We start from the raw sequence: 14898 nt of genomic DNA on the forward strand, positions 1-14898 counted from the left end.
CCGCGTTCCCCCCGCGGCCACCGGCCCGTACCCGTATGGACGCACGGGGACGCGCGGGCGCGGAAATTCGCTGTACGGCGTACAGTGACGCTTGTACGGTGTAAGTCAAACACGTAGCCATACACCGTACAAACGTCTCCCTGGAGTCCCCATGACGGCCTCGACCGCCGCTACCGGACCGGCCGCCCCGCCCGGCACCACCTCCGGTGGCCATCCCCAGCGCTGGCTGATCCTCGCGGTGATCTGCCTCGCCCAGCTCACGGTGCTGCTGGACAACACGATCCTCAACGTGGCGGTCCCCTCCCTCGCCCGGGAGATGGACGCGACCACCGCCGACATCCAGTGGATGATCAACGCCTATTCGCTGGTCCAGTCCGGACTGCTGCTCAGCGCGGGCAGCGCCGCCGACCGATACGGCCGCAAGAAGATGCTGGTCGCGGGCCTCGCCCTGTTCGGCGTGGGCTCGCTGGTCGCGTCGATGGCGCAGGGGGCGGGCCAGCTGATCGCCGCCCGCGCCGGGATGGGCGTCGGTGGCGCGCTGCTCATGACCACCACGCTCGCCGTCGTGGTGCAGATCTTCGACGACACCGAGCGGACCAGGGCGATCGGCGTGTGGGGCGCGGTCAGCTCGCTCGGCTTCGCCGCGGGACCGCTCATCGGCGGCGGTCTGCTGGAGCACTTCTGGTGGGGCTCGATCTTCCTCATCAACCTCCCGGTCGCCCTGCTCGGCCTCGCCGCCGTGGTCTGGCTCGTCCCCGAGTCCAAGAACCCGACCGGCGACCGGCCCGATCTGCTCGGCGCGCTGCTCTCCACGGTCGGCATGACCGGGGTGGTGTTCGCCATCATCTCCGGGCCCGAGCACGGCTGGACCTCGACCCGGGTGCTGCTGTCCGCCTTCGTCGGCGTCGCCGTACTGACCGGGTTCGCGCTGTGGGAGCGTCATATCCCCTATCCGATGCTGGACATGCACTTCTTCCGCAACCGCTCCTTCGTGGGCGCCGTCGCGGGCGGCATCCTCGTCGCGTTCGGCATGGGCGGCTCGCTCTTCCTGCTCACCCAGCACCTTCAGTTCGTGCTCGGCTACGACGCGCTGGACGCGGGGCTGCGTACCGCGCCGCTCGCCCTGGTGATCGTGGCGCTCAACCTCACCGGTGTCGGGGCCCGGCTGCTTCCGAAGCTCGGCACGCCGCTGATGATCGTCACCGGCATGGGGCTGCTCGCGCTCGGCCTCGCGCTCATCGCGGTCCTCGGCGCGGACGGCTACGGCGGGATGCTGCTGGGCCTGGTGGTGATGGGGTCCGGTATCGCGTTCGCCATGCCCGCGATGGCGAACGCCATCATGTCGGCCATCCCGCCGGAGAAGGCCGGGGTGGGCGCGGGGGTCAACGGCACCCTCACCGAATGCGGCAACGGGCTCGGCGTCGCGGTCCTGGGCGCGGTGCTGAACTCCCGCTTCGGCTCGCTGCTGCCCGCGGCCGCCGCCGGAGCGGGCTCGCTCCCGGCCGCCGTCGCCGCGGCCCGCACCCCCGAGGACCGGGCGGCCGTCAGGGACGCCTTCGCCTCCGGGGTGGAGACCAGCCAGCTGGTCGGCGCGGCGGCCGTGCTCGCCGGTGGGGTGCTGGCCGCGCTGCTGCTCCGTCGTGCCGAGCGATCTTCACAGACGCCGTCCGCGGCATAGCATCGGACCTGTATGACCCGTCGCGCATCGTGTCCGCCTGATACGCGGCAGCAGCGCAGCGAAGAAGGAGAGCCGCCATGGCAACCGGCAGCCGTGTCACCCGCCCACGGTCCAGCGTCTGGCTCTCCGAGCGCAAGGCCCCCAAACGCAAGGGCGATCAGCAGCCGGTCGGTCTCGACCATGTGAAGATCATCGCGGCGACCGTCCGGCTGCTGGACGCCGAGGGGCTCGCGGGCTTCTCGATGCGCCGGCTGGCGGCGGATCTTGGGGTCACCGCCATGTCGGTCTACTGGTACGTGGAGACCAAGGACCATCTGCTCGAACTCGCCCTCGACGCCGTCATGGGAGAGATGGCCCTCCCCTCGGAGGCCGTCCAGCCCGCCGAGCAGCTGGAACACCTGCCCACCGAGCCCCGGGACTGGCGCGAGCAGCTGCGCCAGCTCACCTCCGAATACCGCAAGTTGCTGGTGCGCCACCCCTGGCTGTCCCCGCTGCTGGGGGAGTACTTCAACATCGGGCCGAACGCGATGGCCTTCTCCAACGCCGCGCAGCGGGTGATGCGCAACAGCGGACTTCCGGACGACAAGATCACCAGTGCGCTCTCCCTCGTCTATCAGTTCGTCTACGGCTTCAGCACCATCGAGGGCCGCTTCTCCGCCCTTTGCCGGACGCTGGGCGTCACCCAGGACGAACTGCTCCAGGAGGTGATGAGCTCGGTCGAGGAGCGCCCGGAGTTCGACGAATCGCGCAAGACCATGGAAGCGAGCCGCGGACAGACCGTCGAGGAGACGCGGAACCGGGAGTTCACCATCGCGCTGGACTTCGCGATCGCCGGTATCGAGGCCCTGCGGGACGCCCCCTAACCCGCACCCGCGAGCGGGCGGCGCGGCGGTCATGCCGCCGCCGGAAGCTCCTCGCCCTGCACAGCCTGTATGTCCAGCTCCACCCGCAGGGTGGTACCGATCGCCGCGATGCCCGCCGCGACCACCTGGTTGTAGTTCATCGCGAAGTCCTCGCGGTGCAGCTCCGCGGTCGCCCGGAAGGCCGCCCGCACCCCGCCCCAGGGGTCGGGGCCCGTGCCCAGATATGTCAGGTCCAGGTCCACGTCCCGCACCACACCGTGCATGGACAGCTCACCGTGCACCGTCCACCGGTCCGGTCCGGCCGCGCTCAGATGCGTGCTCTGGTAGGTGAGGACCGGGAACTGCTCCACGTTCAGGAAGTCGGGCGACTTCAGATGGCCGTCCCGCATCGTGTTTCCGGTGTCGATGCTGGCCGCCTGGATCACCGCCTCGACCCGCGACTTCTCGATGTCCTCGGCGATCTCGATCCGCCCGCCGAAGTCCGTGAACCGCCCGTGCACGCTGGAGATCCCCAGGTGCTGAGCGACGGCCCCCACCGTCGAATGGGCGGGATCCAGCGTCCACGCCCCGGGCGGCGGCAGCTCCACCCCGCCCTGCCGGGCCAGCACCACCGTGCCCACATCGGCGCGCCCGGCCGCGGTGACGATCGCCGTCGACGCCACCGGTGCGTAGCCCACCGCGGTGGCGATGATCGTGTACGGACCGGGCGGCAGCGGCTCCTCGCTGCGCACCGAACCGTCCTCGGTGGCCTGGGCGCGCAGCACCTGCCCACCCGTCATATCGGTGACGGTCAGCACCGCGTGCTGCACCGCCCATCCGTCGCGGGTGAGGATCCGGGCCCGCAGCCCCGCTCCCCCGCCTGCTCCTGCCCCAGTCGTCGTCATGCCGTGCGTCGTCTCCTGCTCCCGTACTGCTTGGTCTTCCGCGCCCGGACCGGGCAGCGGTGTGAGGCCGTCCCCTGCCTGATGTACACCGCTGCCCGGCTCCGGGTTCCGGGTCCGGCGGAATGCGCGCCGCCCGGACCGGGGCGGGGGCGCGTCTCCGCTCTGCGCACGCCCCCGCCCCGGGGTTCTCAGTCGCCGGGGTGGGCGAGTTCGACGTCGTGTCCGTCGATCCCGTGCCCGGCGACCGTGAGGTTGCCCGCGACCGGCGGGTAGCCGCTCGCGATGACCGTGTAGTCGCCCGCGTCCAGGTCGGTGAAGGCGTACGCGCCGTCCTCCCCGGTGGTGGCGGTGGCGACCACGTTCCCGGCCGCGTCGACCAGCGTGACCCGCGCGTCCGGCAGCGGGCGGCGGTCGGCCCCGGCCCGTATGGTGCCCTGCACCCGGGCGCCGGCCTGGAGCGCGATCTCCAGCCGGGTCAGGCCCTGGGAGCCGACCTCGACGGGCAGCGCGGCGGGCCGGTAGCCGGGCGCGTTCACCGCGACCGTGAAGGTCCCGGCGACCAGTTCCTCGAAGCTGAACTCGCCCCGCTCACCGGTCTTGCCGGTGGCCAGCACCTCACCGCGGACGTCGGTGACCACGACCATCGCCGCGTCCACCGGCTGCCCGTCGTCGGCGCCGCGCACGGTGCCCACGAGCCCGCTGGTGGCCGACAGCACGATGTCGAAGCCGAGCGGCTCGTCGCCGACGACGACCGTGGACGCCTGCGGCTGGTGGCCGTCGGCGGCCGCGATCAGCACGTACGAGCCGGAGCCCGGGGCGTCCAGGGCGTACGAGCCGTCGCTGTGCGCCACCGAACGGCCGAGCTGTCGCCCGGCGAGCGAGATCAGCGTCACCGCGGCGCGCGGCACGGCGCCGCCGTCCCCGTTCCGCACGAAGCCGTGCACGCCCTGCCGGGGCTGGTGCCCGGCCCCGCCGTCACCGGTCGAGGCGAACGCCGCCAGGCGCTGCGGGGCGACCGCGGCGGCCGTCGCGCGATCGGCGTCCGAGGTGGACAGATCGGCGGACGGGGCGCCCACCAGGGCGGGCTCCCGCTCCTCGATCCGGTCGGGGCCGGTCATGGCGTCCGCGGGGGCGGGCGCCGACTCGGCGGCCGCGGCGGGCGCTTGCGCATCGGGAGCGGAGTTGGCGTTGGTACGCAGTGCGACCTCCTTGATGAAGAGGGTCAGCAGGAAGGCGAGCAGCGCGGCCGGCGCGGCGTACAGGAAGACGTCCCCGATGCCGTGCCCGTAGGCGCTCTCCATGATCGTGCGCATGGGCTCCGGCAGGGCCTTCACATCGGGGATGCCCCCGCCGCCGGTGCCGCCGTGACCCATCGCCCGGCCCTTGGGGCCCAGTTCGGCGAGGCCGTCCTTGACGTAGTGGGTGACCCGGTTGGCCAGCACGGCGCCGAGCGCCGAGACGCCGATCGCCCCGCCCAGGGAGCGGAAGAAGGTGACGACGGAGCTGGCCGCACCGAGGTCCTGCGGAGCCACCTGGTTCTGGGTGGCCAGCACCAGGTTCTGCATCATCATGCCGATGCCGAGGCCCATGAGCGCCATGAAGATCGACATGCGCCAGTACGGGGTGTCGTACCGGATGGTGCCCAGCAGCCCGAGGCCCGCCGTCACCAGCGCGCCGCCGCAGACCAGCCATGCCTTCCAGCGGCCGGTCTTGGTGATGATCTGACCGGAGATGGTCGAGGAGACGAACAGGCCGCCGATCATCGGGATGGTCATGAGGCCGGACATCGTCGGCGTCTTGCCGCGCGCCAGCTGGAAGTACTGGCTGAAGAAGACGGTGCCGGCGAACATCGCGATACCGACGAAGAGGGAAGCCAGCGAGGCGAGGGTGATCGTCTTGTTGCGGAACAGCCGCAGCGGAATGATCGGTTCGCTCGCCTTGGACTCGACCAGGATGAAGAGCAGGCCGAGCACGAGCGAGCCGCCGACCATCGCGTAGGTCTGCCAGGAGAGCCAGTCGTACTTGTCACCGGCGAAGGTCACCCAGATGAGCAGCAGCGACACCGCGGCACTGATGAAGAAGGCGCCGCCCCAGTCGACCTTGACGTCCCGCTTGACGACCGGGAGCTTCAGGGTCTTCTGGAGCACGATCAGCGCGATGACGGCGAACGGGACGCCCACGTAGAAGCACCAGCGCCAGCCCAGCCAGTCGGTGTCGGTGATCACGCCGCCCAGCAGCGGACCGCCGACGGTCGCGACGGCGAAGGTCGCGCCGAGGTAGCCGCTGTAGCGGCCGCGCTCGCGCGGGGAGATCATCGCGGCCATGACGATCTGGGCGAGGGCGGAGAGTCCGCCGACGCCGATGCCCTGGACCACCCGGCAGGCGATCAGCATGCCGGGGTTCTGCGACAGACCGGCGACCACCGAGCCCGCGACGTAGATCACCAGGGCTATCTGGACCAGCAGCTTCTTGCTGAAGAGGTCGGCGAGCTTGCCCCACAGCGGGGTGGTGGCCGTCATGGCCAGCAGGGTTGCGGTGACCACCCAGGTGTAGGAGGACTGGCCGCCGTTGAGATCAGCGATGATCTCGGGTAGTGCGGCCGAGACGATGGTCGACGACAGGATCGCGACGAACATCCCGAGCAGCAGCCCGGAGAGCGCCTCCATGATCTGTCGGTGGGTCATCGGTGCCGCGGCGTCGGCACCGTGGCCGTGGGGGCCGTGGTGTCCTCCTCCGCCCTGCTTGGCGTGGGCGGGGTGCCCCGCGGGTCCCCGCACACCGCCGTCCGGTGTGGTCGTTGCCATGAATGTCCTTAACTTTGCGAGGGTGTACGGGTGGTGCTGTCCGCCTGGTGCGGCAGGAGCCGGTGCCGGGTGTCACCGAAGCTCGTCCGCAGCCGGGCGAGAAGTTCATTGAGGCGGCCGACGTCGTCGTCCGACCAGTCGCTCAGACAGCTTGCGAGTGCCTCCGTGTAGCGCTCGGACACCTGGCTGAGCAGCTTCAGCCCGCTCGCGTTGATGCTCAGCAGTCGCGAGCGCCGGTCGAGCGGATCGGGCTTGCGGTCCACCCAGCCGCGGTCGGCGACATGGGCCACATGGCGACTGGTGACCGACATGTCGATGCCGAGCAGCTCGGCGAGTTTGCTCATGCGCATCTCGCCGTAGCGCTCGAGGAGCATGAGGACGACGGCCGAACCGGCCGGGCAGTCGGCCGGGAGGACGCGGCCCAGGCCGCGCTTGACGGTGCCGATGGCGCTGAGCTGACGGGCCAGCTCTTCGTACTGACTCTGCGCGGCCATCGCACCTCCTTGACTTAGGTTGCTTTAGGCAACCATAGAAGAAGTTAGTTGCTACAGGCAAATGACAGGGTGGGTTGGGGCGGTAAATTCCCCTTAAAGGCTTGTCCTCTTATCGGTCAAATGGGGTCACTGAGATGTGAGGTGCCTGGAGTGACCCAGGGGTGGGCGGGAATCCGCTCGTTCGCTAGGGTCTGGGCCCATGGCGAACAACCCCCAGAGCCCCAACGGCAACCAGGATCAGGCCGGCTCCACCCAGATGTTCCGCGCGTTCGTCGACGAGGGCGGACGGCAGCCGCAGACGGCCGCCACCGCGAGCGGCGGCTCGCGGGTCGGCGTGATCGTCGGCGTGGTCGCCGCCATCGTCATCGTCGCGGCGGTGGCCTGGCTGGCGCTGGGCTGATCCATCGGGCCCGTCAGGGGCCGTCAGGCATCGGGTCCCCCGTCAGGTGCTCACGACACCTCTGGTGTCCCGGACTCCCGGGGCTTCGGGGGCTTCCACGGCTTCCAGTCGACAGAGACGTCCCGGGTCTCGATGTGCATGCCCAGCGGAACCCGCCAGGCGTCCACACACACCTTCCAGCTCCGCGTGCGCTTCTGACCCGCGCCGATCGGCGCGGGCAGCTTCCTCTTCGACTCCAGCGTCGCCCAGTCGAGGCCGAGCGCGTCGATGACGTGCGTCGACAGCGTCACCGTGCCCGATACGACGGGCAGCCCACCGGTGTTGCGGAACTCGACGCTCACCTTCTCGCACCAGCGCTCGTCGGTCGCCGTGCGCTCGGGGTCGCCGACCTTCAGGGCCGCCGGTTTTCCGGGCGTGGAGGGCGAGGGCGACGTGGTGCCGGAGGGGGGCGAGGGGGCGGGCTCGTCGTTCGTACGTCCGTCACCGGGGTCGCTGTCGCCGCCCCGGTCGTCGGCATCCGGTGAGCCGGTGGCCGGGGGGTGCGATGACGCCGAGGGCGCGGGCGTATCGGTCCCCGTGCCGGATCCGGTGGTGGACCCGGCGGTGGGGGACGCGCCGCTCGCGTCCGTACCGGCCGTCCCCGGGGTCCCGCCCGGCCCGCGCCTGCCGTCCGTACGGCCGCGCGCGCCGGGGTCGTCGTCCTGGTCCAGCGGCACCAGGTCGACGCCGCCCTCCGGGGGGACGGCCTTCGTCGGGGCCCGCCCGTCACCGGGGCCGGCCGCCCCGGTCGCGACATGGCCCTCGCCGCCTCCGGCGCAGCCGCTGAGCAGCGCGCCCAGGCACAGCGCGGCCGCCGAGGAGGCGATCGCCGTGCCTCGGCGGCCCGTTGTCCGGCTGGTCCGACTCCCCGCGGGTCGCATCGGGCCAGTGTGGCTGACGGCCCGTCAGGAGTACAGGGTCAGTCCGCGATGAGTCCCTCGCGCAGCTGGGCCAGGGTCCGGGTGAGCAGCCGGGAGACGTGCATCTGGGAGATCCCGACCTCCTCGCCGATCTGGGACTGCGTCATGTTGGCGAAGAAGCGGAGCATGATGATCTGGCGCTCGCGCGGGGGCAGTTTGGCGAGCAGCGGCTTCAGCGACTCGCGGTACTCCACGCCCTCCAGGGCGCTGTCCTCGTACCCGAGCCGGTCGGCCAGCGAACCCTCGCCGCCCTCGTCCTCCGGGGAGGGGGAGTCCAGCGAGGACGCGGTGTAGGCGTTGCCCACCGCGAGCCCGTCGACCACGTCCTCCTCGGAGACGCCGAGCGCCGTGGCCAGCTCGGTGACGGTCGGGGAGCGGTCGAGGCTCTGGGACAGCTCGTCGCTGGCCTTCGTCAGCGCCAGCCGCAGCTCCTGAAGCCGCCGCGGCACGCGCACCGACCAGCTGGTGTCGCGGAAGAAGCGCTTGATCTCGCCGACGACGGTCGGCATCGCGAAGGTCGGGAACTCCACCCCGCGTTCGCAGTCGAAACGGTCGATGGCCTTGATCAGACCGATCGTGCCGACCTGGACGATGTCCTCCATCGGCTCGTTGCGGCTGCGGAACCGGGCCGCCGCGTAGCGCACCAGCGGAAGGTTCAGCTCGATGAGCGTGTCACGTACATAGCCGGCTTCCTCGCTGTCCCGGTCGAGTGCGGCAAGCCGCAGGAACAGGGAGCGGGAGAGGGTGCGGGTGTCGATGGCGTCGCAGTCGTCAAGCACGTGCGGTGCGTCGTTGGTGAGCACCTTCGAGCTGCCCAGTTCTACGGACATGCCACCCCCTTGAGGTCGCGGACGGATCCCAGTTGCGCTCTCCGCGTTCAAGCGCAGCCTTCCCCTGAATACCGGAGGTCGGGCCGCGGCAAACGCGACTCCAGCAGAATGTCACATGTCGGCAACACGCTGTAGCGCCATGTCGACATTACAGCGCCGAAGGGGCGGGGTGGGGGTCCCTCGTCACGATGACGGTTCGATCCGATTTGCGGATCTCAGCCGGGCGAAGCTGCGGGACAGCAGCCGGGACACATGCATCTGCGAGACACCCAGTTCGGCGCTGATCTGAGATTGAGTCAGATTGCTGTAGTAACGGAGCAAAAGAATACGCTGCTCGCGCTCGGGCAGCTGTACGAGGAGATGGCGCACCAAGTCGCGGTGCTCGACTCCGGCGAGCGCCGGGTCCTCGTAGCCGAGCCGGTCGACCAGCCCCGGCAGTCCGTCGCCCTCCTGAGCCGCCTCCAGCGAGGTGGCGTGGTACGAGCGCCCGGCCTCGATGCAGGCCAGCACCTCGTCCTCGCCCAGCCCCAGCCGCTCGGCGATCTCGGCGGTGGTGGGTGAGCGGCCGTGCAGCACGGTCAGGTCCTCGGTCGCGCCGTTGACCTGCACCCACAGCTCGTGCAGCCGACGCGGTACGTGCACGGTGCGGACGTTGTCGCGGAAGTAGCGCTTGATCTCGCCGACGACGGTCGGCATCGCGAAGGTGGGGAACTGGACGCCGCGCCCCGGGTCGAACCGGTCGATCGCGTTGATCAGGCCGATCGTGCCGACCTGGATCACGTCCTCCATGGGCTCGTTGCGGCTGCGGAAACGGGCGGCGGCATAGCGGACCAGCGGCAGATTGGCCTCGATCAGCGCATCGCGCACCCGGTTGTGCTCGGGGGTGCCGGGGGTGAGGCCGGAGAGCTCGGCGAAGAGCACCTGGGTGAGGGCTCTGGCGTCAGCCCCGCGGCTTCTGCCGCTCTCGCTGCCGCCGTCACCTGTGCCGCCATCGCCTCGGGGCGGGGTTCTGGGCGCGGTACGGGCCGACACGGTCACGCCACCCCTTCACGATGTACTCACCCGGCAAAGCGGTCATAGCATCACAAGACATGTGCACTGTGTGCAAGCACCGCTTTACTACGTGTTGGTGGCGAAATTGCCCCATAGTGGGGCAGGTGCTTCCGTCGGTACTCGGAAGGCGGAGCCGGTGATCACCCGGGTGCTGATCCCGGGTGGCCGGTCAGTTGACCAGTTCGCTCATGAACTCACCGACGCTCTTCGCGGCCTCCGATATGCCCTCGAACCCCACCTGGACGAGATCGGCCGCTCGCGCCGGGGTCTGGATGATCGTGTACAGCACGAAGACGATCAGCATGTAAAGCGCGATTTTCTTCGCCTGGGCCATCTCGTACTGCCTCTCCCGCCGTGTCCCCTGAGGTAATCGCGGCGGAGTCTATCCACACCGCACAAGCATCAGTCTTATCAGTCCGATCATCTGGCAGGTGATCCACAGGTGCGGACTCCGTGGAGTGGGCGCGCGGGCGACGATGGGTGGACTCTGGAGAGGGGCGGGCATCGAAGGCCGTGGAGGGAGGCGGAGATGCGGGTGGGTGTGCTGACAGGTGGTGGCGACTGCCCTGGGCTGAACGCGGCGATCCGCGGCATCGTCCGCAAGGGCGTCGAGGTGCACGGCTTCGACTTCGTCGGCGTGCGGGACGGCTGGCGCGGTGCCCTCGACGGCGGGATCGTGCCGCTGGACGTGCCGGCCGTGCGCGGCATCCTGCCCCGCGGCGGGACCATCCTGGGCTCCTCCCGCACCAACCCGCTGGCGAGCGAGGACGGGGTGCACCGGGTCCGGGAGACGCTCGCCGACTTCGATGTGGACGCACTGATCGCCATCGGCGGCGAGGACACGCTCGGGGTCGCCGCGGCCCTCGCCGACGAGGGGATCCGCGTGGTCGGCGTGCCCAAGACCATCGACAACGACGTCGCGGGCACCGACAGCACCTTCGGCTTCGACACCGCGGTCAACATCGCCACCGAGGCCATCGACCGGCTGCACACCACCGCCGAGTCCCACACCCGCACCCTGGTCGTCGAGGTGATGGGCCGCCACGCGGGCTGGATCGCCCTGTACTCGGGCATCGCGGGCGGCGCCAACGTCATCCTCATACCCGAGCAGCCCTTCGACGTCGACCAGGTCTGCGGCTGGGTGGAGAACCGCTTCAAGATCAGGTACGCGCCGATCGTGGTGGTGGCGGAGGGGGCCGTGCCGAAGGAGGGGCAGATGGTGGTCAAGGACTCGGCGCTCGACGAGTTCGGCCATGTGCGGCTCTCCGGCGTCGGGGAGTGGCTGGCCCGGGAGATAGCCGACCGTACCGGCAAGGAGGCCCGCACCACCGTGCTCGGGCACATCCAGCGCGGCGGTACGCCCAGCGCCTTCGACCGCTGGCTGGCCACCCGCTTCGGGCTGCGCGCGGTCGACGCGGTGAAGGAGCGGGAGTTCGGCGTCATGGTCGCGCTGCGCGGTACGGACATCGTGCGCGTACCGCTCGCCGAGGCCGCGGCCGGGATCAGGACCGTCGACCCCGCGCTCTACGCCGAGTTCGGCGTGTTCTTCGGCTGAGGGGGAGATGGAGGAGCAGAGAGGGGATGGGAGCAGGGGCGTATGGGCTGAGAAGGGCTGAGGGAAGCCGGACCGGGAGGGACTGACGGGGGGGTGAGGGCGTAGGTCCGCGGTCAGGCGGGGTGCGGTACGACGACCACCGGGCAGTGCGCGTGGTGCAGCACGGCGTGCGCGACCGGACCGAGGCGGCGCTCGGCCACCCGCGGGCTGGTGCGGCGCCCGACGACCAGCAGCCGGGCCCGCTCGGACGCCCGCACCAGCGCCTGCGCCGGGCCCAGCAGCACCACATCCGGCACCACCGCGACCTGCGGGTACCTCTCCCGCCACGCCCGCAGGGCGTCGGAGACCACCTGGCTCTCCTGGTCCTCCCACAGGCCGCGGTCCTCCTCCAGCACGGTCAGCATCCAGGCGGAGGGCGACGCCGGGGGCAGCGCCCACGCGTGCACGACCCGCAGCAGGGCATCCCGCTCCCGGGCGGCGCGGAAGGCGAACCCGATCGTCTCGTCCGCCGGGGCGTGCCCGGTGAAGCCGACCACCACCTCGTCCGCGTCCGGCGCCCGCGCCGCCGGGTCGGGCACCGTCACGACGGGGCAGTCCGCGGTGGCCGCCACGTGCAGCGCCACCGAGCCGACCGCGAGGCCGTCGAAGCCGCCCCAGCCGCGCGCCCCGACGACCAGCAGTCCGGCGTCCGCCGCGGCGGCGAGCAGGGCCTGCTCGGGCTCGGTGTCGGTGTGCACCCCCTCGACGTCGAGGCCGGGGTGGCGGCCCATGAACTCGTCGGCCGTCCGCCGCAGCATCTGCTCGCCCACGTGCTGCCAGGCGGTCCATCCGGGCACCGGGGAGACCCTGCGCGGCAGCGGGGGGCACGCGTGTGTCAGCAGCAGCCCGACCCCGCGGCGCAGCGCCTCCCGCGCGGCCCACTCGGCCGCCACCAGGCTGCGCTCTGAGCCGTCGACGCCCACGACGACAGGGCCGGTCATCGCCTTCTCCCTCCCGGAGCGCGGATGGGGTTTTGCGTTTAGTCTAGATACGAGGGATTTATCCGCGATGTTCGGAGAGGTCCTCTCCACAGAACCGCGAGGGGCAGCGGCCGCCCCCGGTCCGGGCCACCGGACCGGGGGCGGTTCTGCGTGTCGCCGGGTCCCGCGGATGGGGGTGCCGGTCGCGTCCCCCGAAGGTGGGTGCGGATACCGGGATTTCGGGGGACGCGGCGCTATGCGGGGCGAGCGCAGGATGGGGGGCGAGGGAAGGGAAACGGACATGCGCTCGATCTCATGGCATCTCACCTCGCGCCGTTCAGGACTTGCCGCCGGATCCGTCGCCGTCGTGTCCGCCGTGGCGGTCCTGGGGGCGGTCACCCCCTCCGGGCGGGCCGCGGCGGCGGAATACCGCCGGGAACCGGTCGGGAAGACCTCGGTACCTGCGTTCACCGAGGCCGTCGGCCACGACCGCAGACATGTGGTCTCGCCCTCCAACGGGGGGCGGGCCTTCCAGGGCGACACCCCCGGGCTCTACTCCGGGGTCCCGGGCCGGAAGCCCTGTGACCGGCAGGAGCTGATCCGCGACCTCAAGGCGACCCCGAAGAAGGCCGCCGCCTGGGCCCGGGTCCAGCACATCCGGCCGGAGCGCATACGGGCCTACGTCCACCGGCTCTCCGGCGTCGTCCTGCGGTCGGACACCTACGCCAGGACGTACGGCTACCAGGGCCGGGTGAAACCCGCGGCCACCGTTCTCCAGGCGGGCACCGCCGTGCTCGTCGACCGGCGGGGCATGCCGGTCGTGAAGTGCGCCTCCGGCAACCCCATCAGGGCGGCGGCCCCGAAGAAGAACGCCGAGCCGACGTTCACCGGCCCCGAGTGGTCCGGCTTCTCCCGGAACGCGGTCACCGTCATCCGCCCCGCCCCGGACTCGGTCAAGCGGATCACCGTGGTGACGATCGGCAAGTCGGAGCTGTTCCGGCGGGTGATCGGTGACGCCAAGGGCAAGAAGGCGCGGGACGCGGTGATCTCCCCGGCCCACTACCCCAAGTACCTGGCGATGCCGGGCGAGCAGAACGCCCCGAACCTGGCGGAGGCACCGAAGAGGATCAAGCGTCACTCACCGCTGGGCCTGGAGACCATCCGTCCGTCCGAGACCACGTCGGCGGACCCGTCCCAGCAACCCACGGACCCGTCCCAGCAACCCACGGACCCAGGTCAGCAGCCCACGGACCCGGGTCAGCAGCAGCCCTCGGATCCCGGCCAGCAGCCGTCGGACCCGGCCCAGCAGCAGCCCCCGCCGCCGCCCAACCAGCCGCCGTCCGACCCGGGGCAGCAACAGCCGCCGTCCCAGCCGCCGTCCGACCCTGGACAGCAGCCTCCGCAGCAGCAGCCTCCGCCGCAGCAGCCGACGGACCCGAACCAGCAGAACCAGCAGCAGCAACCCCAGCCCCCGCCGCCTCCGCAGCAACCGCCCCCACCGCCCCCGCCGCAGCAGCCGCCGCCCCAGCAACCCCCGCCCCAGCAGTAACCTTCGGGGCCGCGCACGAAGGAGCCGTCCCGGCTCGGGACGGCTCNCTTCGGGGCCGCGCACGAAGGAGCCGTCCCGGCTCGGGACGGCTCCTCCGTCCGGTTACGGCATGCTGTGCGCATGTCTTCAGAAGTCATAGCCGCCTTACGCGAGGTCCACGACCTGCTGACGACCTTCGACGAACCCTCCAGGATCCGCCGTGCCGCCGACGAACTGGAGGGCGCCGCGGACAAGGTCGTCGCCTGCGCCGCGGAACTGGTCGACGTACCGGAGCCGGAGAACCTTCAGCTGCGGCTCTCCTTCGCCGTCAAGGCCATCAGGGCTGCGGAGAAGGCGGCGCGCGCCCACCGCCGGAACCCCTTGACCCGCCCGCTCTCCCACGCGCGCTTCGCGCTGAACACGGGCAAGGCCCGTGGCTGGCTCCAGGGGATCCTGGAGAAGCTGGACGCCGCCCCCACGCCCCCGTCCGGCGCGTGAATCGCCGGGGGATCGTCATCGCCTGGGCGGGGCTGTGCCTGGCCGGTATCGCCGCCACCGCCGCGCTCAACGCCGAGCCGTACACGGCCCAGCCGGAGTCCCCCGCAGGGGAGCCGACGCCGACGGCCACGTACACCGTCGACTGCCGGAGGATCGGCGACGACATCGAGCGAGGGCGCGCCGAGGCCAAGCGCAGGCAGCAGGAAGCGCTCAAGCCGTCCGGGGCCCCTGCGTACCAGGGCAGAGTCATCTTCACGGACGTGGCGGTGCCGGAGGAATGCGTGGACCACCTCAAAGACCGCGGCCTGTGGGGGCGGGACAAGGCGGGCTGAGCCGGGCGCACATCACGGGTGCGGCGCCAACGGGGCGCCGCGGCACGGCCGTCCGGAGCCG

At 71.2% G+C, this 14898-nt stretch carries 15 protein-coding genes; 7 read left to right on the forward strand and 8 right to left on the reverse strand.

Annotation, left to right across the window (positions count from 1 at the left end; genetic code table 11):
* Positions 1 to 151: 151 nt before the first annotated feature.
* The gene (locus EEJ42_RS29195) at positions 152 to 1678 is read left to right on the forward strand and encodes an MFS transporter (protein WP_123104602.1); all 1527 of its coding nucleotides are present in this window, start codon (positions 152 to 154) and stop codon (positions 1676 to 1678) included.
* A gap of 77 nt (positions 1679 to 1755) precedes the next feature.
* Entirely contained in the window at positions 1756 to 2541 is a 786-nt protein-coding gene (locus EEJ42_RS29200) for a TetR/AcrR family transcriptional regulator (RefSeq protein WP_123104604.1), read from the forward strand.
* Positions 2542 to 2570: 29 nt separating this feature from the next.
* Here EEJ42_RS29200 and EEJ42_RS29205 read toward each other — a convergent pair whose 3' ends face one another.
* The 3 genes from EEJ42_RS29205 to EEJ42_RS29215 form a co-directional block, all read right to left on the reverse strand.
* Positions 2571 to 3425, reverse strand: coding sequence for a YceI family protein (locus EEJ42_RS29205; RefSeq protein WP_123104606.1), 855 nt, complete (start codon positions 3423 to 3425; stop codon positions 2571 to 2573).
* Positions 3426 to 3613: 188 nt separating this feature from the next.
* The gene (locus EEJ42_RS29210; RefSeq protein WP_484422012.1) at positions 3614 to 6109 is read right to left on the reverse strand and encodes an MFS transporter; all 2496 of its coding nucleotides are present in this window, start codon (positions 6107 to 6109) and stop codon (positions 3614 to 3616) included.
* A 128-nt stretch (positions 6110 to 6237) separates the two neighbouring features.
* On the reverse strand, positions 6238 to 6723 hold the full coding sequence (locus EEJ42_RS29215) for a MarR family winged helix-turn-helix transcriptional regulator (RefSeq protein ID WP_123104610.1): 486 nt from the start codon (positions 6721 to 6723) through the stop codon (positions 6238 to 6240).
* Between the two features lie 199 nt (positions 6724 to 6922).
* Between EEJ42_RS29215 and EEJ42_RS29220 the strand changes: the two genes are divergently transcribed.
* Entirely contained in the window at positions 6923 to 7123 is a 201-nt protein-coding gene (locus tag EEJ42_RS29220; RefSeq protein ID WP_123104612.1) for a hypothetical protein, read from the forward strand.
* Positions 7124 to 7173: 50 nt separating this feature from the next.
* Here EEJ42_RS29220 and EEJ42_RS29225 read toward each other — a convergent pair whose 3' ends face one another.
* The 4 genes from EEJ42_RS29225 to EEJ42_RS51165 all read right to left on the reverse strand — a co-directional run bounded on the left by EEJ42_RS29225 (position 7174) and on the right by EEJ42_RS51165 (position 10299).
* Entirely contained in the window at positions 7174 to 8043 is an 870-nt protein-coding gene (locus tag EEJ42_RS29225; protein WP_123104614.1) for a hypothetical protein, read from the reverse strand.
* A gap of 38 nt (positions 8044 to 8081) precedes the next feature.
* Positions 8082 to 8912: an RNA polymerase sigma factor SigF gene (locus EEJ42_RS29230; RefSeq protein ID WP_123104616.1), complete on the reverse strand. Its 831-nt coding sequence runs from the start codon at positions 8910 to 8912 to the stop codon at positions 8082 to 8084.
* A 183-nt stretch (positions 8913 to 9095) separates the two neighbouring features.
* Positions 9096 to 9950 carry an RNA polymerase sigma factor SigF gene (locus tag EEJ42_RS29235; RefSeq protein WP_123104618.1) on the reverse strand — a complete coding sequence of 285 codons (855 nt, stop codon included), beginning with the start codon at positions 9948 to 9950 and terminating at the stop codon, positions 9096 to 9098.
* A gap of 184 nt (positions 9951 to 10134) precedes the next feature.
* Entirely contained in the window at positions 10135 to 10299 is a 165-nt protein-coding gene (locus tag EEJ42_RS51165; protein WP_009716632.1) for a hypothetical protein, read from the reverse strand.
* A 195-nt stretch (positions 10300 to 10494) separates the two neighbouring features.
* Between EEJ42_RS51165 and EEJ42_RS29240 the strand changes: the two genes are divergently transcribed.
* A complete protein-coding gene (locus EEJ42_RS29240; RefSeq protein WP_123104620.1) occupies positions 10495 to 11520 on the forward strand; it encodes a 6-phosphofructokinase in 1026 nt (341 codons plus the stop codon).
* Positions 11521 to 11633: 113 nt separating this feature from the next.
* On the opposite strand, the gene EEJ42_RS29245 is transcribed toward EEJ42_RS29240, so the two are convergent.
* Positions 11634 to 12500: a universal stress protein gene (locus tag EEJ42_RS29245; protein ID WP_123104622.1), complete on the reverse strand. Its 867-nt coding sequence runs from the start codon at positions 12498 to 12500 to the stop codon at positions 11634 to 11636.
* Between the two features lie 280 nt (positions 12501 to 12780).
* Between EEJ42_RS29245 and EEJ42_RS51170 the strand changes: the two genes are divergently transcribed.
* The 3 genes from EEJ42_RS51170 to EEJ42_RS29260 all read left to right on the forward strand — a co-directional run bounded on the left by EEJ42_RS51170 (position 12781) and on the right by EEJ42_RS29260 (position 14837).
* Complete coding sequence (locus EEJ42_RS51170) at positions 12781 to 14028, forward strand: DUF6777 domain-containing protein (protein ID WP_123104624.1); 1248 nt, start codon at positions 12781 to 12783, stop codon at positions 14026 to 14028.
* A 120-nt stretch (positions 14029 to 14148) separates the two neighbouring features.
* Positions 14149 to 14505 (forward strand): hypothetical protein, encoded by a 357-nt coding sequence (locus EEJ42_RS29255; RefSeq protein ID WP_123104626.1) that lies wholly within the window; start codon positions 14149 to 14151, stop codon positions 14503 to 14505.
* A complete protein-coding gene (locus EEJ42_RS29260) occupies positions 14502 to 14837 on the forward strand; it encodes a hypothetical protein (RefSeq protein WP_123104628.1) in 336 nt (111 codons plus the stop codon). The genes EEJ42_RS29255 and EEJ42_RS29260 overlap by 4 nt, the downstream gene beginning before the upstream one ends.
* Positions 14838 to 14898 lie beyond the last annotated feature (61 nt).

Source organism: Streptomyces botrytidirepellens, from assembly GCF_003721215.1.
In the GTDB taxonomy this organism is placed as follows: domain Bacteria; phylum Actinomycetota; class Actinomycetes; order Streptomycetales; family Streptomycetaceae; genus Streptomyces; species Streptomyces himastatinicus.

Excerpts from the sequence above, each read along its gene's own strand:
- EEJ42_RS29195 (WP_123104602.1), top strand. The coding sequence starts at position 152 with ATGACGGCCTCGACCGCCGCTACCGGACCGGCCGCCCCGCCCGGCACC.
- EEJ42_RS29200 (WP_123104604.1), top strand. The coding sequence starts at position 1,756 with ATGGCAACCGGCAGCCGTGTCACCCGCCCACGGTCCAGCGTCTGGCTC.
- EEJ42_RS29205 (WP_123104606.1), bottom strand. The coding sequence starts at position 3,425 with ATGACGACGACTGGGGCAGGAGCAGGCGGGGGAGCGGGGCTGCGGGCC.
- EEJ42_RS29210 (WP_484422012.1), bottom strand. The coding sequence starts at position 6,109 with ATGACCCACCGACAGATCATGGAGGCGCTCTCCGGGCTGCTGCTCGGG.
- EEJ42_RS29215 (WP_123104610.1), bottom strand. The coding sequence starts at position 6,723 with ATGGCCGCGCAGAGTCAGTACGAAGAGCTGGCCCGTCAGCTCAGCGCC.
- EEJ42_RS29220 (WP_123104612.1), top strand. The coding sequence starts at position 6,923 with ATGGCGAACAACCCCCAGAGCCCCAACGGCAACCAGGATCAGGCCGGC.
- EEJ42_RS29225 (WP_123104614.1), bottom strand. The coding sequence starts at position 8,043 with ATGCGACCCGCGGGGAGTCGGACCAGCCGGACAACGGGCCGCCGAGGC.
- EEJ42_RS29230 (WP_123104616.1), bottom strand. The coding sequence starts at position 8,912 with ATGTCCGTAGAACTGGGCAGCTCGAAGGTGCTCACCAACGACGCACCG.
- EEJ42_RS51165 (WP_009716632.1), bottom strand. The coding sequence starts at position 10,299 with ATGGCCCAGGCGAAGAAAATCGCGCTTTACATGCTGATCGTCTTCGTG.
- EEJ42_RS29240 (WP_123104620.1), top strand. The coding sequence starts at position 10,495 with ATGCGGGTGGGTGTGCTGACAGGTGGTGGCGACTGCCCTGGGCTGAAC.
- EEJ42_RS29245 (WP_123104622.1), bottom strand. The coding sequence starts at position 12,500 with ATGACCGGCCCTGTCGTCGTGGGCGTCGACGGCTCAGAGCGCAGCCTG.
- EEJ42_RS51170 (WP_123104624.1), top strand. The coding sequence starts at position 12,781 with ATGCGCTCGATCTCATGGCATCTCACCTCGCGCCGTTCAGGACTTGCC.
- EEJ42_RS29255 (WP_123104626.1), top strand. The coding sequence starts at position 14,149 with ATGTCTTCAGAAGTCATAGCCGCCTTACGCGAGGTCCACGACCTGCTG.